The organism is Alistipes sp. dk3624 (genome assembly GCF_009557455.1).
GTDB lineage: Bacteria > Bacteroidota > Bacteroidia > Bacteroidales > Rikenellaceae > Alistipes_A > Alistipes_A hominis.
The window spans coordinates 1,412,457-1,439,017 of sequence record NZ_CP045651.1; the positions used below are offsets into that span (position 1 = coordinate 1,412,457).

Genomic DNA, 26,561 nt, shown 5'->3' on the forward strand with positions numbered 1-26,561 from the left:
ATGAATCATAAACCATTGATATTTATCACCAACGACGACGGAGTCCGCGCCAAAGGACTCCAAAAGCTGATCGAAACGGTCCGACCGCTGGGCCGGATCGTAGCGGTGGCCCCGGAAGAGGGGCAAAGCGGCATGTCGCACGCCATCACGATGACGCGCCCGCTGTACCTGAAAAAGGTGACCGAGCAGGAAGGCTTGACCATATACGGTTGCAACGGCACTCCGGTCGATTGCGTGAAGATCGCTTTCGACTACCTGCTGCAAAACGGCGAAACTCCGGATCTGGTGCTGTCAGGCATCAACCACGGCGCCAACTCGGCCGTTAACGTCCTCTATTCCGGAACGATGGGAGCCGCCATCGAAGGCAGTTTCTACAACATTCCGTCGATCGGCTTCTCGCTGCTCGACCACGACGAGGACGCCGACTTCGGCACCGTGCAGCAGTACATCCTGCCGATCGTGCGAAAAGCCATGACCGAAAACCTCGGACGCCCGTTGTGCCTGAACGTCAACGTACCGAACCTGCCGGCCGAACAAATCCGCGGGATCATGCCCTGCCGCCAGAACCGGGGCTATTGGCGGGAAGTGTTCGAACGCCGCCAGGATCCGCGCGGACACGACTATTACTGGCTCTGCGGTTATTTCGAAAATACCGAGCCCGAAGCGACCGACACGGACGAATGGGCGCTCAAAAACGGGTACGTATCGGTCGTTCCGATCCAAGTGGATCTGACCAATTACGAACAACTGGGGCAGTTAAAAGAGCTGAAATTCGAGTAAAAACAGCTTCCTTACCGCCGTTTCGACCCGTTTTCGGATATCGAGACCCGGTTAAAAACCCGACTAAATTGACCGATCGGGTAAAAAACTTTCAAAAACTGGAAAACTATTTTTGTTTTTCCAGTTTTCTTATTTACATTTGCGACCTGTACAATGCGGTAAAATCGGATTGTGAAAAAATGCCGTAAAAATGGTCGAATCCACATAAAACCGGCATCATACGGGCAATTTATCCGGTGAAAACACGTTAAGAAAAACGAAATAACGTATTATCCGGAGTAAAAAGACTTTACCGAATGCACGGATTAGATTATCGAACGAATATTTGTACTTTTGTCTGTCGGATTTTCGTCGGCAATTCATCCGTTCGTTCGACGCAGGCAAGAAAACATGGTGAAAAATATGGATAGCGGAAAAAACGAAAAAACATGAGCAGAACACGGAACGGGTCGCACCTCATGCAGGCGCACGACAATGGGGAATGCGGTTCCCCCGCACACTACGACATTCGAAAAATAACAAACAAATAGTTAAAGAATATGAAAATTCGAAAATCAATGCTTATTCAGTCTCAACGGTTTTTCTTATTAACCGCATTGGGCGCGACTTTCTTTTCGTGCGGCACGAAACAGCAGGCCGGAATGATGGGCGGCGTACCGGAATACGCCACCATAACGCTCGAGCCGACTTCGATCGAACTGAACAATACCTACCCGGCAGCCGCTATCCGCGGACGCCAGGATATCGAAATCCGCCCGAACGTCAGCGGATTCATCACCAAACTGTGCGTAGACGAAGGCGCGACCGTTAAAAAAGGCCAAACGCTGTTCATCATCGACCCGGTACAATTCGAGGAGGCCGTCAAAGTGGCCGAAGCAAACGTAAACGTAGCCAAGGCAGCCGTAGCGACGGCCCAGTTGACCGCCGACAACAAACGCGAACTGGCCCGCAAAAATATCATCAGCGAGTACGACCTGCAAATGGCCGAAAATACCCTCGCATCGCAGAAAGCGGCCCTCGCACAAGCCGAAGCGCAATTGACCAACGCGAAGAATAACCTCTCTTATACGCAGGTGACCAGCCCGTCAAACGGAGTGGTCGGCGAAATTCCGTACCGTGTCGGAAGTCTCGTAAGTCCGAGCATGGCCACCCCGCTGACCACCGTAGCGGACAATTCGGAAATGTACGTCTACTTCTCGCTGAACGAAAAAGAACTGCTGAAGATGACGACCGACGGATCGCTGAAGAAGATGCCGGAAGTGCAACTGCAGCTCGTCGACGGCTCGATCTACCCGGAAAAGGGCACCGTCGAAACGCTGAGCGGCGTGATCGACCAGACCGCCGGCGGAGCCCGCGTACGCGCCACATTCAAAAATCCGAACCAGGTATTGCGCAGCGGCGGATCGGGCAACATCCTGATTCCGGAAAAACTCGATTCGACGATCGTGATTCCGCAGAGCGCAACGGTCGAAGCCCAGGATAAGATCTTCGCATTCGTCGTAACGGACAGTTCGACGGTAAACCAGACGATGATTCAGGTATTGCCGATCAATAACGGCCAGCAGTATGTCGTAACCGGAGGTCTGAACCCCGGCGACCGGATCGTCGTAGAGGGCGTAGGCTTTATCAAGAACGGTATGCCGATCAAACCGATCACCCCGGAAGAGGCAGCCGCCAAAATGCAACAGGCGACTCAACAGGCAGCCGCTGCCGCAGCAGCCAAAGGTGCAGCAAAATAAACGCCCGGGGAATGAATTTCGCATAAAAAAGCAGAATTATGAAATTAGACAGATTTATAAAACGCCCGGTACTATCCACGGTGATCTCGATTCTTATCGTGATATTGGGTGTGCTGGGATTGGTTTCGCTGCCGGTAACTCAATATCCGGATATCGCGCCGCCGACCGTGCACGTCAGCACGTCGTACACCGGCGCCAACGCCCAAACCGTACTGAACAGTGTGATCGCACCGCTCGAGGAGCAGATCAACGGCGTGGAGAACATGATGTACATGACCTCCACCGCTACTAATACCGGCGATGCGAGCATCGACGTATATTTCAAACAGGGAACCGACCCCGACATGGCCGCGGTGAACGTGCAGAACCGCGTCGCCAAAGCCCAGGGTCTGCTGCCGTCCGAAGTTACGCAGGTCGGCGTGATCACCAGCAAGCGGCAGACCAGTATGCTGCTGGTCGGCACGGTTTTCAGTCCGAACGACGAATACGACCAGAACTTTCTGAAAAACTATGCTCAGATCAACCTGGTTCCCCAGATTCAGCGCGTACCCGGCGTGGGCGACGTGATGATGATGGGCGCCGATTATTCAATGCGTATCTGGCTGAAACCGGATGTGATGGCGCAGTACATGCTGATGCCGACGGACGTTATCAGCGCACTCGCCGAACAGAACATCGAGGCCGCGCCCGGACAGTTCGGCGAAAGCGGCGACCAGTCTTTCCAATATATCATGCGGTACAAGGGACGCCTGGCTACGCCCGAAGAGTTCGAAGATATCGTAATCCGGGCGACCCCGGACGGCAAGGTGCTGAGACTCGGCGAAATCGCCCGTGTCGAACTGGGCGGACTTTCGTATGCATTCTCGACCCGTTCGAATGCCCATCCGGGTACCTCGTTCATCATTTACCAGACCGCAGGCTCGAACGCTACGCAGATTATCAACGACGTTAAAAAAATCCTCGAGCAGTCCGCCAAGGATTTCCCTCCGGGAGTGGACTACGAAATCATGATGGATACGAACGATTTCCTGTTCGCCTCCATCAATGAAGTGCTCAAAACGCTGATCGAAGCATTTATTCTGGTGTTCCTCGTGGTGTTCATCTTCCTGCAGGACTTCCGCTCGACGCTGATCCCGGCGATCGCGATCCCGGTAGCTTTGATCGGTACGTTCTTCGTCCTGTACCTGATCGGATTCAGCGTGAACCTGTTGACGCTTTGCGCCCTCGTGCTGGCGATCGCCATCGTGGTCGATGATGCCATCGTGGTCGTCGAGGCGGTACATGCCAAACTGGATCAGGGTTATAAATCGCCGTTGAAAGCGTCTATCGACGCGATGAGCGAAATTTCGGGAGCTATCGTGTCGATCACCCTCGTGATGATGGCCGTGTTCATTCCGGTAAGCTTCATCACCGGTACGTCGGGTACGTTCTACCGCCAGTTCGGTCTGACGATGGCCATCGCCATCGGCCTGTCCGCCATCAACGCGCTGACGCTGAGTCCTGCGCTGTGCGCCATGTTCCTGAAACCGCACCAGAAAGAGGAAGAGGGACAGAAAAAACTGAGCCCGATCAAACGGTTCCATAAAGCCTTCAACGTCGCTTACGACGTCACGCTGACCAAGTACAAAAAAGGCGTCAACCTGTTCATCAAACGGAAATGGCTCGCTTTCGGCCTGGTCATCGCTTCGGTGGTCGTTCTGCTCGGCCTGATGAAAATCACTCCGACGGGTATGGTGCCGAACGAAGATACCGGTACTTTCTTCGTCGCCGTGAGTATGCCGCCGGCAACTTCGCTGGAAAAGACACAAGCCGCCATGGCTCGGATAGACAGTCTGCTCGCAGCCACCCCGGGTCTGAAAAGCCGTACCGAAATCGCCGGATACAGTTTCATGGCCGGACAGGGTAGCGCCTACGGTACGTTTATCTGTAAACTCAAGCCGTGGGAAGAACGTACCAAGGAACAGAACGTCGATGCGATCATGGGTATGCTGACCATGCAGACGCGCAACCTGATCAAAGACGCCCAGGTATTTATCTTCGCTCCGCCGATGATCTCGGGTTACAGCGCCTCGAACGGTTTCGAAGTGAACCTGCAGGACAAAACGGGCGGCGACATCAACACGTTCTTCAACATCTCGCAGCAGTTCATCGGCAAGCTGAACCAACGTCCGGAGATCGCAATGGCCTACAGCGCGTTCAACCCGTTCTACCCGCAGTATATGGTCGATATCGACGTAGCCAAATGTAAACAGGCCGGCCTGAGTCCGCAAACGCTGCTCGCCGCCCTGCAAGGCTATTACGGTAGTATCTACGCGTCGAACTTCAACCGTTTCGGCCGCCTGTACCGCGTAATGATCCAGTCCGACGCCGAACTGCGCGTCAATCCGGAAACGCTGAACAGCATCAAGGTGCGCAACGGCAACGAAATGGCGCCGATCACCCAGTTCATTACGCTCAAACGGGTGTACGGCCCGGACAACATCTCGCGTTTCAACATGTTTACCTCGATCAAAGTGAACGGAAACCCGAAACCCGGATACAGTTCGGGACAGGCTATTCAGGCCATCCAGGAAGTCGCCAACGAAACGCTGCCTTCCGGTTACGGATTCGAGTATTCCGGTATGACGCGCGAGGAACAGCAGAGCAGCGGAAGCACCACGGCCATTATCTTTATCCTGTGTCTGGTCTTCGTCTACCTGCTGCTGAGCGCCCAGTACGAAAGTTACATCCTTCCGCTGGTCGTAATCCTTTCGATCCCGGCCGGTCTGATGGGTAGCTTCATCTTCGCGCAATTCATGGGCGTCGAGAACAACATCTACATGCAGATCGCCCTGATCATGCTGATCGGTCTGTTGGCCAAGAACGCCATCCTGATTACCGAGTTCGCCCTCGAACGACGCCAATCCGGTATGAGCATCGTCTCGGCAGCCGTACTCGGAGCGTCGGCCCGTTTGCGCCCGATCCTGATGACCTCGCTGGCCATGGTGATCGGCCTGTTGCCGCTGATGTTCGCCAGCGGCGTAGGAGCCAACGGCAACAGTACGCTGGGAACCGGCGCCATCGGCGGTATGTTGATCGGTATGATCTGCCAGATCTTCGTCGTACCGGCGCTGTTCGTCGCCTTCCAGCATCTGCAGGAACGGTTCAAGCCGCTGCACTGGGACGATACCGACAACACCGAAATCGAAGCAGAAATCGAACAATACACGAAATAACGGAGATGAAAAAACAACAGTTCATATATATCGTATGCCTTGCAGCGCTGGTAAGCGGCTGCAACATATACAAGCCTTACAGCCGGCCCGAAATGGACACGAAAGGGTTGTACCGCGATCCCGTCTCGGCAACCGACACGCTGGTTTCGGATACGACCAACATGGGCGACCTGCCGTGGCGCGAAGTATTCACCGATCCGCAGCTCCAGTCCCTGATCCAATTGGGGCTGGAACAGAACACCGACCTGCAGACGGCCATCCTGAAAGTTCAGGAGGCCGAAGCGGGCCTGATGTCGGCGCGCCTGGCCTACACGCCTTCGCTGAACCTGGCCCCCCAGGGCGGCCTGAGCTGGTATGAAAATCACAGGCGGACGTGGACATGGAGCGCCCCGATCGCCGCCAGCTGGGAAATCGACATTTTCGGCAAACTGCTGAACGCCAAACGGGGAGCGAAAGCCGCCGTCCTGCAGAGCCAAGCCTACAAGCAAGCCGTCCAAACCCAGGTGATCGCCGCCGTAGCGAACTACTACTACACGCTGCTGATGCTCGACGAACAGCTCGCCATCACCGAAAATACTTCGGTACTGTGGAAGAAGACCGTCGAGACGATGCGGGCGATGAAAGAGGCCGGCATGGTGAACGAAGCGGCCATCGTGCAGAGCGAAGCGAACAGCTACATGATCGAAGCGTCGATCCCGGAACTCAAACAGCAGATCCGCGAGATCGAGAACGCGCTGTCGCTGATCCTCAAAGAGGCTCCGCAGCAGATCGAACGGGGCAGCCTGAAATCGCAATCGTTCCCCGCGATGATGAACGCCGGCGTTCCGGTACAATTGTTGTCGAACCGTCCGGACGTCAAGGCGGCCGAGATGGCGTTCGCCGGCACGTTCTACAACACGAACGCCGCCCGGTCGGCTTTCTACCCGTCGCTGTCGATCTCGGGAAACTTCGGATGGACGAACCAACTGGGTAGCATGGTGGCGAACCCGGGCAAAATGATCGCATCGGCCCTCGGCTCGCTGACGCAGCCTCTCTTCAACAAAGGCGCCAATACGGCCCGGCTGCGGATCGCAAAGGCCCAGCAGCAGGAAGCGCTGCTGAGTTTCCAGCAGGCAATCCTGAATGCCGGCAGCGAGGTCAGCAACGCGCTGTGCCAGTACCAGTCGGCCGAAGACAAAATCGTTCAGCGGAAAAAACAGATCAATTCCCTGGAAAAATCGGTCGAATATACGCAGGAATTATTAACTTTAGGAACTTCCACCTACCTGGAAGTGCTTACGGCGCAGCAATCGCTCCTCAGCGCTCAGCTGTCGAACGTATCCGACCAGTTCGATCGCATACAGGCCATCGTCAACCTGTACAACGCATTGGGCGGAGGACGCAACGAATAACGATAAAAACACAGCGATATGATCAGTCCATTAGCTCATGTAGACCCCAGTGCGAAAATCGGGAAGAACGTGACCGTCTACCCGTTCGCATACATCGATAAGAATGTCGAAATCGGCGACAACTGTACGATCATGCCTTACGCCAGCGTACTGGACGGCACCCGGATGGGAACCGGCAACACCGTTTACCAAAGCGCCATTCTGGGCGCCGCCCCGCAGGACTTCAAGTTCAGGGGAGACGAAACCATTCTGGTGATCGGCAACGACAACACGATCCGTGAAAAAGCGATCGTCAACCGGGCTACCTATCCGGACGGCGTCACTTCGATCGGCGACGGGAACTTCCTGCTCGAAGGCGTTCACGTAGCGCACGATACGAAGATCGGCAACAAATGCATTCTCGGGAACGGAGCCAAGACCGCCGGCGAATGCGTCATCGACGACAAGGCGATCCTCGGCAGCGGCGTTATCCTCAAGCACGGCTGCCACATCGGCAGTTGGACGCTGCTCCGGGACGGATGCCGGGCCAACAAGGACGTACCGCCCTTCATCGTAGCCGCGCACAACCCGATCGTTTATTACGGAGTGAACGCCGTACTGTTGTCTAAAGTCGGCGAAATTCAGGAGAATATCATCGACGACATCGCAAAGGCTTACCGCCAGATCTACCAATCCGGAACCAGCCTCGAAAACGCGCTGATCCAAATCAAGGAGACCATCCCGATGAGTCCCGAGATACAGTACATCATCGACTTCATCGAGAAATCGGATAAAGGAATCATTGGAATCGCCCAGTTGTAGGCTTCCTCCGTCATTCATAAAAAAGGCCCCTTTCGAGGGGCCTTTTTTATATTGCATCATTACATACTGATAAACAACCGACTACACAGGAGTCGGAACTTTATCCCGGAAAGCCTTGCTGTTTTTTGAAATCTTTTTATTAATTTTAAACTGTCGTATTAGGCTTCCCGTTTAACTGAAAATCCGCAACAAAAAAGGATTTGCATCCTGAATAAACAACAATATTAAAAGCTGCTATTATGGAAAAGACAAAAAGTTACCTGGTCGAATGCGCCCTGCTGGCGATCGGCCTGATCGTAGCGGGATGGATGCTGCGGAGCGGCATCGTACATTTCAAGGACAGCGAACGCGTCGTTTCCGTCAAAGGACTTTCGGAAAAAGAGGTAAAAGCCGACCGGGTGATCTGGCCGCTGGCCTACAAAGAAGTCGGAGACAATCTGATGACACTTTACAATACGCTCGAAACGAGCAATGCGAAAATCGTCGATTTCCTGAAGTCGAACGGCATCACGGACGACGAAATTACGATCGCCCCGGCGGAAATCATCGACATGGACGCCGAACGCTACGGCCCGCAAAGCGTCAAATACCGTTACAACGTAACCAGCGTGTTGACCGTTACGACCGATAAGGTGGATCTGGTGGTCAAACTGATGTCGCGCCAGAGCGACCTACTGAAACAGGGCGTAGCCATCACCGGCGGGGATTACCGTTTCACAACGCAGTTCCTGTACACTTCCACTGCGTTGAACGAGATCAAACCGAAAATGATCGAAGAAGCGACCGAGAACGCCCGCATCGCCGGCGAAAAATTCGCGCACGATTCGAAAAGCAAACTGGGAAAGATCAAATTTGCCAACCAGGGACAGTTCTCGATCTCCGACCGGGACGCCAATACGCCCTATATAAAGACGGTGCGCGTCGTAACGTCCGTCGATTATTACCTGAAAGACTAATAACGGGATGCGGAGGAAAAATCCCTCCGCATCGTTTACGCAATACTTAACTTAATCTTCAAAAAATACCAAACTTATGAAAAGAAGGGATTTCCTGAAAACGTTCGCAGGAATGGCCGCCCTGACCATCGTTCCCCGTCACGTACTCGGCGGAACGCGATACACGGCTCCGAGCGATCAGCTCACCAAGGGCATCATCGGCGTCGGCGGGATGGGACGCGGTCATTACGGCTATGCCGGCACCCGCCTGGTAGCCATTTGCGACGTGGACAAAAATCATCTGGCGGCCGGCGAGCAACTGGCCAGCGATAAACTGGCCACCTATTCCGACTACAGGAAACTGATCGAAGATCCGAACGTCGATATCGTACACATCGCCACCCCGCCGCACTGGCACGGGATCATGTCGGTCGACGCCGCCCGCGCCGGCAAGGACATCTGGTGCGAGAAACCGATGACGCGGACGATCGGCGAAGGCAAACGGGTGATGGAAGCGGTCAAACAGCACGGCAATATTTTCCGCCTCAACACATGGTTCCGCTTCACCGACACGTTCTACGGCATGAACACGACCGTCGACAAGATCAAAAAACTGGTTGACAGCGGTATGCTCGGATGGCCGTTGAAAGTGACGATCAGCAAGCATACCGGCTTCAACTGGAAATTTTTCTGGGTCGGCAACGAAAAACTCGAAGAACAGAAAGTCCCCGCCGAACTCGACTACGACATGTGGCTCGGCCCGGCTCCTTATAAACCCTACAACGCGCACCGCGTACACGAAACCTTCCGCGGATACTGGGACTACGACGCCGGCGGACTGGGCGATATGGGACAGCACTACATCGACCCGGTGCAATACCTGCTCGGTAAGGACGAAACCAGCCCGATCTCGGTCGAGATCGACGCGCCGCAGCAGCATCCCGACGCGGTGGGTACGTGGCGTAAAATCGAATATACTTACGACGACGGCTGCAAAATCATCCTGTACGGCGAAGACAACGGCAGTCCGAGCGATCCTTACATCGAGGGCCCGAACGGAAAAGTATACCCCAATTTCCAGTGCGACATTCCGGACTGGGAACGCAAACTGGCCGAATTTCCCGACCCGATGCCGCAGCAGACCGATTTCCTGCATTGCGTCAAGAACCGTCAGAAATTCGCCCTGAACGAACAGAACGGGTTCCGCTCGGCGACTATCGTCAATATGGGCGGCGTGGCGCTGCGTCTGGGACGTTCGCTGAAATTCGATCCCGAAAAGCTGCTGTTCGTCGATGACGATGCGGCCAACCGGCTGATCGACCAACCGATGCGCGCCCCCTGGGCCATTTAACGTCTAACCCGATTAACGATAATTATGATGAAAAAGATAGTTTTAGTTCTTTTTGCGTTGTTCGCGTTGGCCGGCAGCAACCTGTCTGCACAGACCAATCCGAACCGCACGTGGAAAACCAAAGTATCGGATGCGCTGGGTCTGATGCCGGCCCCGAACGAAGCCGAATACGACCGGTTGATGAGCGATCTGGTTTCGACCGGAGCAGAGGGCGTGGACATGCTGGTATCCATGTTCGACGATACGAACAACGTTCCGGTCAGCTACGCGCTGTCCGGCTGGTCGGCCTTCGTTTCGGGCCCCGACCGTGAACAGGCGCGCAAAGAGTTCGTCGACGGGATTATCCGCGGACTGAAAAAAAGCAACAATGCCGAAATCAAGGCGTTCTACATCCGCCTGCTGCAACAATGCGGCAAAAAAGAGAGCGTCGACGTCCTGGCCGGTCTGATCGGCGATCAACGGCTGGGCGGCCCCGCGCTGACTGCGCTCGTTTCGAACGGAACGCCGGAAGCCGAAACGGCGATCGCCCAGGCGATCGTTGCCGGGACAGGCGATAAAAACGCGCTGGCTCAGGCCGCAGGCGACGCGGGCATCGACAACGAAGGCGTCGAAACGGCTCTGATCGCCTGGGTAGGCAACGATAAAAGCGCCGACAAGTCGATTTATTACGCCCTGTCGAAAATCGGTACGGCCGCATCGCTTCCCGTGCTGAGCGCCGCAGCCGCAAACGCTAACTACGACGGCGACGCGACGGACGCGACGGACGCTTATATCTGCCTGATCGAAAAGCTGAAAGCAGACGGACAGGACAAACTGGCCGCTGCGGAAGCCGGTAAACTGTTGAAAAAAGCGGCAGCCGCCGGATCGGAACACGCCCGTATCGCAGCCACCGGAATCCTGCTGTCGCTACAGAAGAGTCCGGTCGCCTATGCGATGAAAGCGATGAAAGATCCCGCACGGGCTTACCGCAACAACGTGTTGCGATTCGCCGCTCCGTATGCGGACGACGCGTTCTACACCGAACTGGGCGCTACGCTCGGCAAACTGAAAGACAACGAAGCCAAAACCGACATTGTCAACTACCTCGGCAACCAGGGAGCGAAAACGGCGTTGCCGGCTATCCTGCCCTATCTGAAAGATGCGGATGCGGAACTTAGCGAAGCCGCTATGTGGGCAGCGACGCAGATCGGCGGATCGGAAGTTCCCGCCGCTCTGAGCGAAGTGATCCTGACGGCGACCGACAGCGAGCACGACCAGGCCCGAGCCAATACGGCTGCCCAATGCCTACTCGCCTATAAAGGGAACGTCAATCCGGTAGCGGCCGAGATCGTTCAAAAGAAAGGAGACGTCCGCGGAATCACGGTACTCGCCGCCCGCCGCGCGCAGGATCAGTCCGGCGTCGTTTTCGATGCGACCCGGAATGCCAATGCCGCCGTCGCACAGGCCGCTTATGCGGCGCTGCCCGCCGTAGCATCGGCCAAAGACCTCCCCGCCCTGTACACGATGCTCGAAAAACAGCAGTCGGTCAACGACCAAAATACCGAAGCGATTCAGAACGCCATCGTCGCAGCGTTGCGCGAACTGACTCCCGACGAACAGGCCGGAGCGATCGGCGACCGCATCGCCAAAAGCGGAGCCAAGAAATCGCTGTACTACGCCGTTCTGGCGAAAGCAGGGCTGCCGGACGCAATGGAAACTATCTCGAAAGGCTTCGACAGCGGTTCGGCCGTCGACAAGGACAACGCGTTCTATGCGCTACTGAATATCAAGGGAATGGCCGCTGCCGACAAACTGGCCGAAATCGCGGCCGCCGACGATGCCGCCTATGCGGCCAAAGCGCTCGACGTGTACGTACAGCGGATCGCCGCATCGGACAAAACGCCCGAAAACAAGACGCTGCTGCTGTCCGACGTGCTGGATATAGCCGGATCGAACAAAGCCCTATCCGCCGCCGATGCGCGTAAGATCGAAACCAAAGCGCTTCAGGGACTCGAAAACAACAAGACGTTCCAGGGGATGATGCTTGCCGGAAAATACCTCGGCAACGCCGACGCGGACGTTTCTCAGGCCGCTGTGATGGCCGTAATCCGGACGGCTCTGGCCCACAAAGAATTCTACGGCCCGGCCGTTACCGAACTACTGAAAAAGGCTGTGGAACTGAACAAAGACAAGGACAGCAATTACCAGCGCGAAGAGGTGCAAAAACACCTGGCTTCGCTGCCGGCGACGGGCGGTTTCGTCTCGATGTTCAACGGCAAAGACCTGACCGGGTGGAAAGGGCTTGTCGAAAACCCGATCGCCCGCGCCAAGATGAAACCGGCGGAACTGGCCAAGAAACAGGCCGCCGCAGACGAAACGATGCGCAAGGACTGGGTAGTGAACAACGGACTGATGGAATACGTCGGACACGGATTCGACAACATCTGCACCGAAAAACAATACGGCGATTTCGAAATGTACGTCGATTGGAAACTCTATGCCGAAGGTAGCGAGGCCGATGCGGGCATTTACCTGCGCGGTACGCCGCAGGTGCAGATCTGGGATACGGCGCGCCGTAACGTGGGCGCCGAAGTCGGTTCCGGCGGACTCTACAACAACCAGGTCAATCCGAGCAAGCCGTCCAAAGTGGCCGACAATAAGTTGGGAACTTGGAATACATTCTACATCAAGATGGTAGGCGACCGCGTCACCGTACTGCTGAACGGCGAGAAGGTAGTCGACAACGTGATCCTCGAAAACTTCTGGGACCGCAGCCAGGCGATCTTCCCGATCGAACAGATCGAACTGCAGGCGCACGGCACCAAAACCGCTTTCCGCAACCTCTACATCAACGAACTGCCGCAGGTGAAACCGACCGAACTGTCCGCCGAAGAGAAAGCCGAAGGTTTCAAACTGCTGTACGACGGCACGAACATGCACGGTTGGACGGGTAATACGCGCGATTATGTCTCCGAAGACGGAGCGATCGTGCTCTATCCGGGCAACGGCGGCGGCGGCAACCTATATACGGTCGACGAGTACAAAGACTTCGTCTTCCGCTTCGACTTCATGCTGACCGAAGGCGCGAACAACGGGATCGGAATCCGGGCCCCGCTCGAAGGCGATGCCGCTTATGTCGGCATGGAGATTCAGGTGCTCGACAACGAATCCCCGATTTACAGCCAGCTCGAGAAATACCAGTATCACGGTTCGGTGTACGGCGTTATTCCGGCCAAACGCGGTTTCCTGAAACCGGTCGGCGAATGGAACAGCGAAGAGATCCGAATCAAGGGCAACGACATCCGCGTTACGCTGAACGGCGAAGTGATCCTCGAAGGCAACATCGCCGAAGCCAGCAAGAACGGAACGATCGACCACAAGGATCACCCGGGCCTGAAAAACGAAAAGGGCCATATCGGATTCCTCGGTCACGGCTCCCTGGTCAAATTCAAAAACATCCGGGTCAAGGAGTTGTAAAAAAACGTTCAGCGGAATGGCTCCGATCTATTTACGCTGAACGAATAAAAAACAGCGGTTCGCTATCTCAAGCGAACCGCTGTTTTTTCTATCCGTTTACGAATTACTTCCGGAATACGCGCTCCAACTCCCGACGAGCGTCTTTCTCCTTGATGTACTCCCGCTTGTCGTAGCTCTTACGACCGCGTCCCAAGCCGATCTGCAATTTTGCCAGCCCCTTGTCGTTGATAAAAAGCTTCAATCCTACGATCGTCAGCCCCTTGTCCTGCAACGCGCGCTCCAACTTGGCCAGTTCTCGGCGTTGCAGCAACAATTTGCGGTCGCGTTTGGGCATGTGATTGTTGTAGCTGCCCCAATGGTATTCCGAAATGTTCATCCCCCGGACGAACAATTCATGGTCGTTGAAATAACAATAGCAGTCGGTCAGCGAAGCTTTTCCCAGCCGCAGCGACTTGATCTCCGTACCCGACAAAACGATACCCGCAACATAGGTGTCGAGCATCTCGTAATCGTAAGTCGCCCGCTTATTTTTAATGGATATGTTTTTCCCGTCGTTCATGGCCGGTTATTTTCCGTATTGCGATTTTCCGGTACGGCGTTTGCCTCCCTGTTTATTGTTGCCCGCATGACCGTTCGTTTTCCCAGCGGAATGATTTCCCGTCTGAAAATTCTTGCGTGAACGATTGTTCATTCGGGGCTGTTTATAGTCGTTTCGGAGATTATTTAATGCAACTTCATCGATCGTTACCCCATTATCGGACATCGAGCGTATATCTTTCATGATGATCTCATTGCTCGGGTGTTCCTGGTTGTATTCGAACGACTTAGCCCGCATATACTTCGCTATATTATTTACTATCAAAGTCTTCGCCTCCTCGTCGTCGATCGCTTTCAGAGCGGCGAGCGTCCGTTCTATATTTTTGCCGTAGTGCTTGCGGGCAATCTTCCCGCCCGGGTAAGCCATATGATCCGGCCTGGGGTTCAATATCTTAGCCGACGGGATCGGATAGGGCGAATCGACATCCAGCTTAAAATCGGACATGATGAACAGGTGATCCCACAACTTATGTTTGAAATCAGCCGTATCGCGCAGAGTCGGATTCAGGTTTCCCATCACCTCGATCACCGCGTGCGCCTGCTGGTTACGCAGATCTCGGTCATGTATAGACATCAGATAATCAACCATTTGATGCACATGCCTACCATACTCGGGCAGCATGAGTTTCTTCCTTTCGAAATTATAATTTTTATCCATAAAGAATTTTGTGGTCTCCACGACGAGCCGTTCCCGCAAGGATCTACGCTGTAAAACGAAAAATCTAAGAAAAAGTCTGAAAAAATGGTGTTTTACGGTCGATATTCTCAGAATCCTGCTTCGGTCGATCCGGAATGCCGTGTTTTTTTTAAACGGGAGTATTTACTAACTTTCGGACAAAGCTACATGGTTTTTCCCAGAAAACCAAAACCACGCAGCAGAAAATATAGTAACACTCCCATCCTAGTATTTAATATTTTATAAAAAAGTTATGACAAACGTATTGGTAGTAGACAGCGAGCGGAGCATTCGCAACACGTTGAAAGAACGGCTCGAATATGAAGGCTTCCGCGTCGAAACCGCCGAAACGGGCAGCGAGGCGGCCGACAAAACCGAAAAATCAACCTATGACATCGTACTTTGCGACATCAATGTTCCCGACACGGGAGCGTTCGACCTGCTCGACAGCCTGCGGGCAAACGGAAAAAGCCTGCCTTTTATCATGCTGTCGTCGCAAAAAGGGACGGAACCCGTCGTCAATTCGATGCGTCACGGAGCATACGATTACATACTCAAACCGATCAATCTGAATAAATTACTCGAATCGATCCGATCGGCTACCGAACCTAAAAACCAAAATCATGCCACAACCGTCGCGGCGGCTTCTACGGAGACCGTAGCCCGGAAATCGTCAGCAGCTCCGGCATTGCGTGCGAACCGCGGCGCCACGGAACTGATCGGTTCCTCGCGCGCAATGGTTTCCGTCAAACGGCTGATCGAAAAAGTAGCTCCGTCCGATGCGCGGGTACTGATCAGCGGAGCCAACGGAACCGGCAAGGAGCTGGTCGCCCACCGGCTGCACGAACAGAGCCTGCGGGCCGGACAACCGTTCATCGAAGTCAACTGCGCCGCCATTCCGTCGGAGTTGATCGAAAGCGAACTTTTCGGGCACGAGAAGGGGTCGTTCACGTCGGCCAACAAACAGCACAAAGGCAAATTCGAACAGGCCGACGGAGGAACGCTTTTCCTCGACGAAATCGGCGACATGAGCCTTTCGGCGCAGGCCAAAGTATTGCGGGCCCTGCAGGAAAACCGGATCAGCCGGGTCGGAAGCGACAAGGACATCACCGTCAACGTGCGGGTCGTCGCGGCCACCAACAAAAACCTGTTGCACGAAATCGAAATGGGCAATTTCCGGGAAGACCTCTACCACCGGCTGAGCGTGATCATCATTCCGGTTCCGCCGTTGCGCGAACGCCGCGAGGACATTCCTTCGCTGGCCCATCACTTCGTCGAGAAAATATGCGCCGAATACGGCCAGAAACCCAAAGTCATCGAGAAAGATGCGCTCGCCGCACTGTCCCAGATGGAATGGAGCGGAAATATCCGGGAGCTCCGAAACGTGATCGAGCGACTGATCATCCTGTGCGACAACAACATAACGCTCGAAGACGTAAAGACCTACGCACAGGGAGTCCTTTAACCGATTTATTTCTTACAAAAAATTATTTATATCGTTTAAAAAAAGAAATAAATTCCGAAACCGAATCGAAAGCGGCGGCGCCATGTAATAATAAAAAGGCGCCGCCGCTTTTTTTGTACGGAACCGATAAAACCATTACCTTTATTCGAAAATAAAACCTTTTCATCCGTGAAAAAAATCTTCCTTTGCCTTCTGACAAGCCTATGCCTGTCGGGAGTCTCCGCCCAACGAGACTGGGCGCAATTCGCAAAATACGAAGCGGCGAACCGGCGGATCGACTATCCGGTCAAAGCCGTCTTCATGGGCAATTCGATTACCGACAACTGGGCGCTGATGGATTCCGTATTTTTCGCCGAACACCGTTTCGTCGGCCGCGGCATCAGCGGACAGACTTCCGCCGAAATGCTGGTGCGCTTCCGGCAGGACGTCATCGGACTGTCGCCCGAAGCCGTCGTCATCATGGCGGGCACGAACGACCTGGCCCAGAACAACGGTTACATCGCATTGGAAAATATCTTGGGCAACATCGCCTCGATGTGCGAACTGGCCAAGCTCCACAAAATCCGGCCGATCCTCTGTTCCGTACTGCCCGCTTACCGGTTCGGCTGGCGACAGGAAGTTCCGGCGGCCGACCGGATCATCGAGTTGAACGGAATGATCGAGCGGTACGCCCGGGAAAACGGCATCTCTTATGTAGACTACCACTCCGCCCTGAAGGACGGACGGAACGGCCTGCCGGAGAAATACAGCGGCGACGGCGTACACCCCAATCCGGAGTGCTACAAAATCATGGAAGCGATCGTTCTGCCCGTTATCGACAAAAAACCGGCAAAAAAAGTCGCCGTCCGTACCGGCGGCGCGAAAAAGCATAGCTGAGACCGATAACCGGCCGCAAGTCCATCGCCCGATGACAACCCGATACCTCGAAACGCCCCGGCTGATCCTGCGCGACTGGCAGGACAGCGATCTGCTCCCGTTCACCGAAATGAACGCCGACCCGAAAGTCATGGAATATTTCGTAAAACCGCTGACCGCCGAGGAATCTTCCGCTTTTTTCCTCCGCATCCGGAACGAACTCGCCGATTTCGGTTACGGAGCATATGCCGTCGAACGGAAAACGGACGGAAAGTTCCTTGGCTTTACCGGCCTCCACCGGATTCCGTTCGAAGCGGACTTCACTCCGGGAATCGAGATCGCCTGGAGGCTGATCCGCGAAGCATGGGGCAACGGATATGCGACCGAAGCGGCCGCCGCCTGCCTGGAATATGCGGACAAACGACTCGGTCTCCGGGAAATATACGCTTTCACGACCCTCCAGAACCGCCGGTCGGAGCGAGTCATGCAGAAGACAGGTATGCAACGGATCGGAATATTCGACCATCCGCTGCTCGATACCCGGCATCCGCTACGAAAACATGTGTTGTATAAAATAAACTTTCAGAGTTTACAAAAATAAAAGTTATGCCATCCGGGATAAAAGTACGTTTCCCGGAAACGCCCCCCGGCGAACCGGCCTCCCTGCAACGACATAGCAAATAAAACCCTCCCGATCCAAAACTCTTTCGAATAGATTTCCTATCTTTGCAGGCGGTCGATCCGGAGTAAAACCGTGTAAACCACGCCGAACCGGAATCGGCCGGCGACACGCGTCGCGACAGACCGCAGCATGTGCCGTCCACATCGTCATCCCGCAAAAACAATTTCTAAAAATATGTCTTGCAATAAAAAAGTCAGAGTCCGTTTTGCGCCGAGTCCTACCGGCCCCCTGCATATGGGAGGCGTCCGCACGGCGCTGTACAACTACCTTTTCGCGCGCCAGCACGGCGGCGACTTTATCCTTCGCATCGAAGACACCGATTCGCACCGATTCGTACCGGGAGCGGAGAGCTATATCATGGAGTCGCTCAAATGGTGCGGCATCACGATCGACGAAGGCATCAACGAGGGAGGCCCTCACGCCCCGTACCGCCAGAGCGAGCGCAAAGAGATCTACCTGAAATACGCCTTGCAACTGGTCGGATCGGGCGACGCTTATTACGCTTTCGACACGCCCGACGAACTGAACGCGATCCGCGCGGAAGCCGAAGCAGCCGGCAAAACGTTCGCGTACAATTACGAAGTGCGCACCCGGCTGGCCACGTCGCTGGCCCTGTCGGACGAAGAGGTCAAACGCCGCATCGCCGCGGGCGACCAGTGGGTGATCCGTTTCAAAATGCCCGAAAACGAGGAGGTGCGGATGCACGACCTGATTCGCGGCGACGTGACGGTACACACTTCGACGCTGGACGACAAGGTGCTCTACAAATCGGCCGATGCGCTGCCGACCTACCACCTGGCCAACATCGTCGACGATCACCTGATGGAGATTTCGCATGTGATTCGCGGCGAAGAGTGGCTGCCGTCGCTGCCGTTGCACTACTTGCTGTACCGCGCGCTCGGCTGGAGCGACACGCAGCCCGAATTCGCCCACCTGCCGCTGCTGCTGAAACCTACCGGCGGCGGCAAGCTGAGCAAGCGCGACGGCGACAAGATGGGATTCCCGGTATTCCCGCTGCAATGGACGTCGCCCGAAGGCGAGACCTCGCACGGCTACCGCGAAGACGGGTATTTTCCGGAAGCATTCGTCAACATGCTGGCACTGCTGGGCTGGAATCCGGGAACCGACCAGGAGATCTTCTCGATGGACGAACTGATCGGCGCCTTCTCGCTCGAACGCGTCAGCAAGAGCGGCGCCCGGTTCAACCCGGAAAAAGCGCACTGGTTCAACGCCCAGTACCTGCACGCCAAATCCGATGCGGAACTGGCCGCGCTGTACGCCCCGATCCTGAAGGCGAAAGGGGTGGACGCCCCGGCCGCCAAAACGGCCCGGGTGATCGCGCTGATCAAACAGCGCGCGACATTCGTCAGCGATTTCTGGAATCTAACCTCGTTCATGTTCGTCGCGCCGGAGCAATACGACCCCAAATCGACCGCCAAATTCTGGAAAGGCGAAAATCCGACGCGGATCGCAGCACTGCGGACGCTGCTGGCAGGGATCGACGACTTCTCGAAAGAGAACACCGAAAAAATCGTATTCGAATGGATCGCGCAAAACGAATATCCGATGGGACAGGTGATGAACTCGTTCCGACTGGCCATCGTAGGTACGAGCTCCGGCCCGAGCATCCTCGACATCTGCGAGATCATCGGCAAGGAAGAGACCCTGCGCCGTATCGACAAAGCGCTCGAAACGCTGCGATAACCGACCGTTTTTGATCGTACCGGCAGCGCGTTTCCGTCTCCGGACGATCGGCCGCGCTGCCGCGTAATCCGACCGAAAAATTCCGTTTTCCCAAAAATCGCCGTCCCAACGGACGGCGATTTTTATTTCGGCATCCGGACGATTATTCCCGTTTTATTCATTAAATTGCCGTAAATAACTGCCGAATACCATGAAATTTCCGAAATTTCTCCTGGCGATGACGATCGCTTCCTCGTCCGTTTTCGTTTCGGCGCAACCGCCGGACGAGAACGTCGCCGACCTGTTCAACCGTCAGGATTGGCTTACGCTCGAAAAAATATTTCCCGAAATAAAAGACAGCATCCGGGATCCGTGTCTGCGGTATATGACGCAGTCCTTACTGGACTGCTCTTTCAACCGCCCCCGACAGGCGCTGGGCGCACTCGACACGCTGATGGGCCCCCTGCTGGTAAACATGAGTTTCTCGAATATTCCGAACATGGTGCTTTTCCGCTGCGAAGCGATGCGGCTCAATAAGAAATACGCGGCGGCGGCGGACTATCTCGACAGCTTTTTGCGCTACCTGTCGGCTACGATGGATATCTCCCGATTCCCCGAGCACCTGCAAATGTCCAGAATCCTGAACGGGCTGCGCGACGCCCCGGCGCCGGAGATCGTTCGTCCCGAACGCGACGTACGGCTGCCGCTGGCGATTCGGCCCGTCGTCGTCAAAGGCCGTACTGAAGGAGCCCACTTGTCCGTTCCGGTCGCAATCAACGGCAAAACTTACCCGTTCACGCTCGACACAGGAACCGGGACGACGGCAATTTCGCAACGCCTGGCCGACGAACTCGGACTGCGAACGATCTGCGATTCGATCCGAATCGACGGAATAGGCTCCCGCCTGGGGAGCCTCGCAATCGCCGACAGCCTTTGTGTCGGGAACATCGTATACAAAAACCCCGTGGTCGCCGTACTTCCGCCGAATCCCGCAGTAGACACGCTGCTATACATAGACGCGATCCTGGGACGCGACCTTCTGATAGCGGTCGGAGAGGTGCAGATCTACCCGAAAAAGAAGAAAACCGTTTTCCCGGCCACGCCCTCCCCTCTGCCGGAAAAGAACCTCGTATTGATGAACGGAGGAGACCCTTACCTCGAAGCCTGGTCGGGCGACGAGCGGCTGCTGATGCTCTTCGACACGGGAAACTCCACGGGCGGCATGTATCCTTCGTATTATAGGAAACACAAAGAGAGGATAGAGACAGAAGGCGCGCCGGACACCGTGCTGGTCGGCGGCATGGATCTGTACACCGCAACGGTTTACCGCCTGCCCGGATTTTCGTTACGGACGTGCGGTTCGGAGATCGGAATCGACAACATGATTGTGGAAACAGCCGAAAACGGCCCTTCCCTTACGGAACAAAGCGGAGACGGCGTACTCGGCATGGATTTTATCCGGCAATTCCGCAAAGTGACGATCAATTTCAGCCAAATGTACGTAGCCGCAGAGAAATAAGCCCGGTCGAAACCGGCACGCCGTCCAGACACTTCCGGAATCCCCGTCTACTCGTGATGATAAGGCTCGTTGCGGATGATCGTGAAAGCGCGGTAAAGCTGTTCGGCGAAAATCGCGCGGATGATCTGGTGCGAAAAGGTCATCCGCGACAACGATATGCTTTCGTCGGCCCGGTCGTAGACCGTTTTCGAAAAACCGTAAGGGCCGCCGATCACGAAACAAAGCCGACGGACGCCGCTGTTCATCCGCTTTTGCAACCACATCGAAAACTCGACCGATCGCATTTCGGCTCCCTTTTCGTCCAGCAACACCACGTAATCGCCGTCGGCGAACTGCCGCATCAGCAGCTCGCCTTCCTGCCGTTTCTGGCTTTCGGCCGAGATGTTGCGCGTATTTTTCAGGTCGGGCAGCGTGACGAGCGTCACCCGGGTATAAAAATTCAGCCGTTTCAGGTACGTCGCGACAAGGCTCTGTATTTCGGCGGAATCCGTCTTGCCGACCACCAGCAGATCGATGTTCATCGGCGAGCGGCGCTTTTGGGTTTAACGGCCGTTTTGGAACGGGCCGCCGGCGCCGGTGCGGCATCCAGCAGGGTTTTTGCATCCCGCACTTGCGGGAACGGAAAATCGCTGTTCCACTCGCCCTGCACGTCGCGGTAGGTGACATGATGCAACGAATCGGCCCCTTTGAGCCACTGGTAAGCCTTGTACATGTTATAACCGTTGCCGGACATTCCGCCCATCGACAGGGCGATCACCGACGTGTAGTTTTTACTGCGTCCCTGCATACCCGCCACCCGGTCGATGAACTGCGGCAGGAAAGCGGGATCGTTAGCCACCGAACCGCCCACGTTCCGGTCGTCTTTCCTGAACCCGGCGTTGATGTTGGCCTGGTCGATCACGTAAAATCCGATCCGGTCGCACAATTCGTAAAACCAGTGCGGCTGCGGGTAGCTGACGCAAAGCGTATTTACCCGCTGGTTTTTCAGTATCTTCAACTGCCGTTCGGTCGCGGCGGCATCGGCCGCAGCATCGTAATCGACCGCCGACAGTTCGGCCTTCTTATCGTTGATCCACAGTTCGCCGTCGCGCAGTTCCGCGTGATTGAACCCGAATTTCAACGGAATGTATTCGGTGATCCGGCCGTCCCGCCGGGTGTAGAGCATCAGCTTGTACAGGCTCGGCCGTTCGGGCGACCAGGCCGTGCTTTTCCAGATATTTTCGAGCACTTCGCGGCAGGCCAGCGTATCGGTGCTGTTGCCGGGAATCTCCGTATCGATCAGGTTGTAGGTAAGCAGCTTGCCGGTCGGCGAATAAATATCGTAGCCGAACGTGATTTTCTCGGCGCTGCGGTACGAGTTCGACATCACGACGGCGAAATCGACCCAGCCGTGCACTTTCGTCGTATCGCTCTGCGTCCGGATCACGAAATCCTCGATCCGCAGCTTGGGCTGCGAATAGACGTACACCCCGCCGAGACTCCCGGGTTGCAACTGCGGCAGCAGCGTCTCCATCCAGTTGCCGGTCGAATAACCGTAAACTTCGATCCCGATCGTGTTCACCCCGTCGGTAACGGCTTCCGAGATCGGAAATTCGGTCGGCGTACGGCTGTCGTCGCTGTATCCGATGCGCCGGTCGTTGACATACACCGTATAGGCTCCGCCGACCCTTTCCACATGGATGAACATATCCCGGTCGAGCCACAGGTACGGCACGTCGATTACCGCCCGGTACTGCACCAGCGGAATCTCGGCCGGCAGTTGCGGCGGCGTCAGCGCCTCCAGCGGGGAAAGCCCCTGCACGACCGACGTGTTGGGTACGTCGACCTCCTGCCAGGCCGTCGATGTAAAGGCGGGTTTGTAGAAACCGGGCTCGCCGCCCTGCCGCGTAGTCGAAACAATCGCCCGCCACTTGCCGGCGAGCGACACGTAATGCGGCGCATTGGCCGGATCGCCGGTATCGCCCGCTTCACGGGTCGGATAGCTGATAAACTCGGGGCGCGAATCGGCTTTGCCTTCGCCGCCGACCGACGGATTGTTCCATACAGGCACCTGGGCGGCCAGCGAACAGGCCGCGCAGCAAACTGCCAATAAGCAAACTGATTTTTTCATGAATGCGAACGGTATCATTGGTGAAAATGCCCGCTTTATTTCTGGCGGAAAAAGATCTGGATCGGCACTCCCTCGAAGTCCCATCGTTCGCGGATCTTATTCTCCAGAAAACGGCGGTACCCCTCTTTAATGTACTGAGGCAGGTTGACGAAAAACGCAAACGACGGCGTGGGCGACGCCAACTGCGTAACGTATTTGATCCGGATATATTTCCCTTTGGTAGACGGCGGCGGTGTCTCCTCGATAATCGGCAGCAGGTATTCGTTCAGCGCCGAGGTCGGGATCTTGCGTATCCGCGAATAGTAAACCCGCATGGCCGTTTGCAGCACGTCGAGGATACGCTGTTTGTTCGGCACCGACGTGAAGACGATCGGCACGTCGCTGAACGGGGCGATCCGCCGGCGGATCGCTTCGGCGAACTCCTTCATCGTGTTGCTCTCCTTCTCGATCAGGTCCCACTTGTTGACCACGATCACGCACCCCTTCTTGTTACGGACGACCAGGTTGAAAATATTCAGATCCTGCGCCTCGATACCGGCCGTCGCGTCGAGCATCAAAATGCAGACGTCGGACGATTCGATCGAACGGATCGAACGCAGCACCGAGTAGAATTCGAGATCTTCGGTCACCTTCGCCTTTTTGCGCAGCCCGGCCGTGTCGATCAGGTAAAAATCCATACCGAACTTGTTGTAGCGCGACAAGATCGAATCGCGGGTCGTCCCGGCGACCGGCGTCACGATGTTGCGCTCGGTGTCGAGCAGGGCATTCGTCAGCGACGACTTGCCAACGTTCGGACGCCCGATCACGGCAAACTTCGGCAGGTCGTCCGCCTGCTCCGCCCCGGCATCCTCGGGCAGCGCCGCGATCACCGCATCCATCACTTCGCCGGTTCCGCTGCCGCTCATCGCCGAAATGCAGTACGGGTCGCCGAGTCCCAACGCGTAGAACTCGTGCGAGGAGTATATCTGGTCGTTGTTGTCGATCTTGTTGACCACGAGGATCACTTTTTTCGAAGAGCGCCGAAGCAGGTCGGCCATCACCATATCCAGGTCGGTAATCCCGGTAGACACCTCCACGAGAAACAGGATTACGTCGGCCTCCTCGATCGCCAACACCACCTGCTTGCGGATCTCGGCCTCGAAAATATCCTCTCCCCCCATGGCATACCCGCCGGTGTCGATTACGGAAAACTCGCGGCCGCACCAGTCGGTCGTACCGTAATGCCGGTCGCGCGTGGTGCCCGCCGAATCGTTGACGATCGCTTTGCGCATCCCGACCAAACGGTTGAAAAGGGTGCTCTTCCCGACGTTGGGACGACCTACTATCGCTACTATACTCATATGCTTCGTTAAAAATTTCCGGATTTAGCCCGTTACCGGCAAAGATAGGTATTTTTTCGGAACTATACTTTCGGTTCGCCGCGCACGGCCCGGAAATCTTCGGCCCGGCGCTCCCCGTCGTCGATCCCGTAGCCGACCGACATGGCCGGGGCGAAATCGCGACCCGCATCCTGTGCGATGGCCGCAGCGAGCGCAGCGCGGTCCCTGGCGCCCTGTTCGACCAGCGACGCGATGTCGTCCGGCGTGATCCGGTCTTCCGACTTATCGAGGAAAACGGCCAGCGCATACAACGCCCACCGCCGCTCGTTCGATCCGTAATCCCGGTCGATACTTTCCAGTTCCCCGACGAAAGCGTCCGTATCGGCCACCGCTCCGGCATCAACCCGGTCGAGCAGCGCTTCGATCCGGCTTTTCGGCGCAATCATCCCCGCCAAATCAATCCATTCCCGCATCGACGGATCGGGCGGCACGTCGCCCCCTTCGGCAAACAGTTCGCCGAGATAGCCGCGCAACGCCTGAGTATAGAGCATCAGTCCCTTCTTCAGCGAATGCATCTTGATCTTCACCCGATTCCACGTCACCACTTCAGCGGTCGGATACCTCTCCATCAGCGCGCGGCACTCGCCGATCGCGTCGAGCACCCGGCCCGCAGTGTAGGGATTCATCAGCTCGTAACGGATGATGTCGTGCGCCACGCCCCGCCGCCGGTCGCGCGACGGCCATTTCCCGATATCCCGCGCAGTACCGTAGCTGCGCAGATTGACCCCCGGCAACAGAATCGAGTCGTCCGCCTCTTCGAGCAGGTACGAAAACGGCATTTTTTCGGTATCGTGATGATTGTAGTGTCGTCCGGTCACAATCGTAAAAACGCCGGTGCTGGCCGGCAGCAGCACATAGGCGTCGCTGCCGAACTTACACCCGCGCAGATGCACGCCCTGATGCACCGGCCCGGACTTATACATGTGGTTGCTCTGATTGGCCCCGCTGCCGGCGTTGAAAAACGAAAAATACCCGGCGATCAGCAGCGTCGCGCGGTGATGCGACACCGTATAAGGTCCGGCGAACACCGCGCACGCTTCGCCGTGATTGCAATGGCTGTTGGCGAAAAACAGCGAATTCTCGGCCGAAAAACCGTTCTCGATCACAACCCCTTCGCCGACGAAACAACGACGCAGCATCGAACCCGTATCGACCCGCGCCGAACACGCCAGGATGAAATCGGACGCCGTCACGCCAGCGCCCACCGTCGACGGCGACTGCGGCGTACTGTTGACCGTCCCGTTGCGTAGGGACGACGCGCCGTCCACGACGGCGGACTCCCCGACCGCTACGTTGAACAGCGACAGCGTATTGACGATCCGGCTGTCCGCGCCGATCGTCCCGCGCCGCGAAACGCGCCGTTCGGCATAACCGGCGATCATCGCATTCATCCGCCGCACCGTCTGCGGACGGTGACGGTACATCGCGATCACATAGGCGATCTGCGCCGTCAGTCCGTCGAATATCGGCACTTCGCGCCCTCCCGCCTCGTTGACGGCCGCCACTTCCACGCCGTTGCCGAACGCCGTTGCCCCGTCGCAAATCATCTCGCCGACATTCTCGATCACCGCCCGGTCGCCGATATCGTAATTGGCGACGTAACGGCCCACATTGGAGATCAGCGCGTCGTCGCCGACCGTACAGTCGTGCAACGCGGCCCGGTAAACCCCGGAACGGCGCACCACGCCGCCGGGCAACGGGATCTCCGAACCGTTGCCTCCCAGCCGCACGCTTCCGCTGAAATGTACTGTACGAACGAATTCGGGCCGAAACCCGTCCGCCACTTCGACCAGCTCCCAACTCTCCGACGTACACCCCTGGGCCGACAAAACGGAGATTTCGGCCTCCGTCAATTTCCGATAGGATTTACCTTCCATGCAATCTCGTATGCTTTATCATTCGAACCGGACAAATGCCCGACATTTAC

General features: G+C 56.1%; 19 protein-coding genes. 13 read left to right on the forward strand and 6 right to left on the reverse strand.

Translation table 11 applies throughout. The features are described from left to right. From surE to GFH31_RS06010, 8 genes are all read left to right on the forward strand, one after another. Positions 1-780, forward strand: a complete 780-nt coding sequence (gene surE, locus GFH31_RS05975; RefSeq protein WP_055205814.1) for a 5'/3'-nucleotidase SurE — start codon at positions 1-3, stop codon at positions 778-780. 539 nt (positions 781-1,319) lie between these two features. Next, positions 1,320-2,519 (forward strand): efflux RND transporter periplasmic adaptor subunit, encoded by a 1,200-nt coding sequence (locus GFH31_RS05980; RefSeq protein ID WP_081032653.1) that lies wholly within the window; start codon positions 1,320-1,322, stop codon positions 2,517-2,519. A 38-nt stretch (positions 2,520-2,557) separates the two neighbouring features. Beyond that, complete coding sequence (locus GFH31_RS05985; protein ID WP_101572176.1) at positions 2,558-5,734, forward strand: efflux RND transporter permease subunit; 3,177 nt, start codon at positions 2,558-2,560, stop codon at positions 5,732-5,734. A 5-nt stretch (positions 5,735-5,739) separates the two neighbouring features. Beyond that, positions 5,740-7,125 carry a TolC family protein gene (locus GFH31_RS05990; RefSeq protein WP_101572174.1) on the forward strand — a complete coding sequence of 462 codons (1,386 nt, stop codon included), beginning with the start codon at positions 5,740-5,742 and terminating at the stop codon, positions 7,123-7,125. An 18-nt stretch (positions 7,126-7,143) separates the two neighbouring features. Then, on the forward strand, positions 7,144-7,926 hold the full coding sequence (gene lpxA / locus GFH31_RS05995) for an acyl-ACP--UDP-N-acetylglucosamine O-acyltransferase (RefSeq protein ID WP_153498330.1): 783 nt from the start codon (positions 7,144-7,146) through the stop codon (positions 7,924-7,926). A 239-nt stretch (positions 7,927-8,165) separates the two neighbouring features. Next, positions 8,166-8,882 carry an SIMPL domain-containing protein gene (locus tag GFH31_RS06000; protein WP_055205724.1) on the forward strand — a complete coding sequence of 239 codons (717 nt, stop codon included), beginning with the start codon at positions 8,166-8,168 and terminating at the stop codon, positions 8,880-8,882. 76 nt (positions 8,883-8,958) lie between these two features. Beyond that, the gene (locus GFH31_RS06005; RefSeq protein WP_055205723.1) at positions 8,959-10,212 is read left to right on the forward strand and encodes a Gfo/Idh/MocA family oxidoreductase; all 1,254 of its coding nucleotides are present in this window, start codon (positions 8,959-8,961) and stop codon (positions 10,210-10,212) included. A 27-nt stretch (positions 10,213-10,239) separates the two neighbouring features. Next, positions 10,240-13,668, forward strand: a complete 3,429-nt coding sequence (locus GFH31_RS06010) for a DUF1080 domain-containing protein (protein ID WP_153498352.1) — start codon at positions 10,240-10,242, stop codon at positions 13,666-13,668. A gap of 103 nt (positions 13,669-13,771) precedes the next feature. Here GFH31_RS06010 and smpB read toward each other — a convergent pair whose 3' ends face one another. Together smpB and GFH31_RS06020 are read right to left on the reverse strand one after the other, a co-directional pair. After that, on the reverse strand, positions 13,772-14,227 hold the full coding sequence (gene smpB / locus GFH31_RS06015) for an SsrA-binding protein SmpB (protein WP_055205722.1): 456 nt from the start codon (positions 14,225-14,227) through the stop codon (positions 13,772-13,774). A 6-nt stretch (positions 14,228-14,233) separates the two neighbouring features. Continuing rightward, on the reverse strand, positions 14,234-14,923 hold the full coding sequence (locus tag GFH31_RS06020; protein ID WP_101572170.1) for a DUF4290 domain-containing protein: 690 nt from the start codon (positions 14,921-14,923) through the stop codon (positions 14,234-14,236). A 271-nt stretch (positions 14,924-15,194) separates the two neighbouring features. Here GFH31_RS06020 and GFH31_RS06025 point away from each other — a divergent pair, with 271 nt between their 5' ends. The 5 genes from GFH31_RS06025 to GFH31_RS06045 all read left to right on the forward strand — a co-directional run bounded on the left by GFH31_RS06025 (position 15,195) and on the right by GFH31_RS06045 (position 21,145). Further along, a complete protein-coding gene (locus GFH31_RS06025; RefSeq protein ID WP_101572168.1) occupies positions 15,195-16,406 on the forward strand; it encodes a sigma-54-dependent transcriptional regulator in 1,212 nt (403 codons plus the stop codon). A 168-nt stretch (positions 16,407-16,574) separates the two neighbouring features. Next, a complete protein-coding gene (locus GFH31_RS06030; protein ID WP_228385814.1) occupies positions 16,575-17,282 on the forward strand; it encodes a GDSL-type esterase/lipase family protein in 708 nt (235 codons plus the stop codon). 31 nt (positions 17,283-17,313) lie between these two features. Continuing rightward, the gene (locus GFH31_RS06035; protein WP_101572166.1) at positions 17,314-17,862 is read left to right on the forward strand and encodes a GNAT family N-acetyltransferase; all 549 of its coding nucleotides are present in this window, start codon (positions 17,314-17,316) and stop codon (positions 17,860-17,862) included. Positions 17,863-18,117: 255 nt separating this feature from the next. Next, positions 18,118-19,647, forward strand: coding sequence for a glutamate--tRNA ligase (gltX, locus tag GFH31_RS06040; RefSeq protein WP_118656731.1), 1,530 nt, complete (start codon positions 18,118-18,120; stop codon positions 19,645-19,647). 190 nt (positions 19,648-19,837) lie between these two features. Next, entirely contained in the window at positions 19,838-21,145 is a 1,308-nt protein-coding gene (locus tag GFH31_RS06045; RefSeq protein WP_153498331.1) for a retropepsin-like aspartic protease, read from the forward strand. 47 nt (positions 21,146-21,192) lie between these two features. Here the strand turns inward: GFH31_RS06045 and rlmH are convergent, their stop codons facing one another. The 4 genes from rlmH to GFH31_RS06065 all read right to left on the reverse strand — a co-directional run bounded on the left by rlmH (position 21,193) and on the right by GFH31_RS06065 (position 26,511). Beyond that, the gene (rlmH, locus tag GFH31_RS06050; protein ID WP_101572160.1) at positions 21,193-21,666 is read right to left on the reverse strand and encodes a 23S rRNA (pseudouridine(1915)-N(3))-methyltransferase RlmH; all 474 of its coding nucleotides are present in this window, start codon (positions 21,664-21,666) and stop codon (positions 21,193-21,195) included. After that, positions 21,663-23,255 carry a glycoside hydrolase family 2 TIM barrel-domain containing protein gene (locus GFH31_RS06055; RefSeq protein ID WP_153498332.1) on the reverse strand — a complete coding sequence of 531 codons (1,593 nt, stop codon included), beginning with the start codon at positions 23,253-23,255 and terminating at the stop codon, positions 21,663-21,665. Before GFH31_RS06055 ends, rlmH begins: the two co-directional genes overlap by 4 nt. A 35-nt stretch (positions 23,256-23,290) precedes the next feature. After that, positions 23,291-24,595 (reverse strand): ribosome biogenesis GTPase Der, encoded by a 1,305-nt coding sequence (gene der / locus GFH31_RS06060; protein WP_101572158.1) that lies wholly within the window; start codon positions 24,593-24,595, stop codon positions 23,291-23,293. Between the two features lie 62 nt (positions 24,596-24,657). Continuing rightward, positions 24,658-26,511: a DUF4954 family protein gene (locus GFH31_RS06065; RefSeq protein ID WP_101572156.1), complete on the reverse strand. Its 1,854-nt coding sequence runs from the start codon at positions 26,509-26,511 to the stop codon at positions 24,658-24,660. Positions 26,512-26,561: the final 50 nt, after the last annotated feature.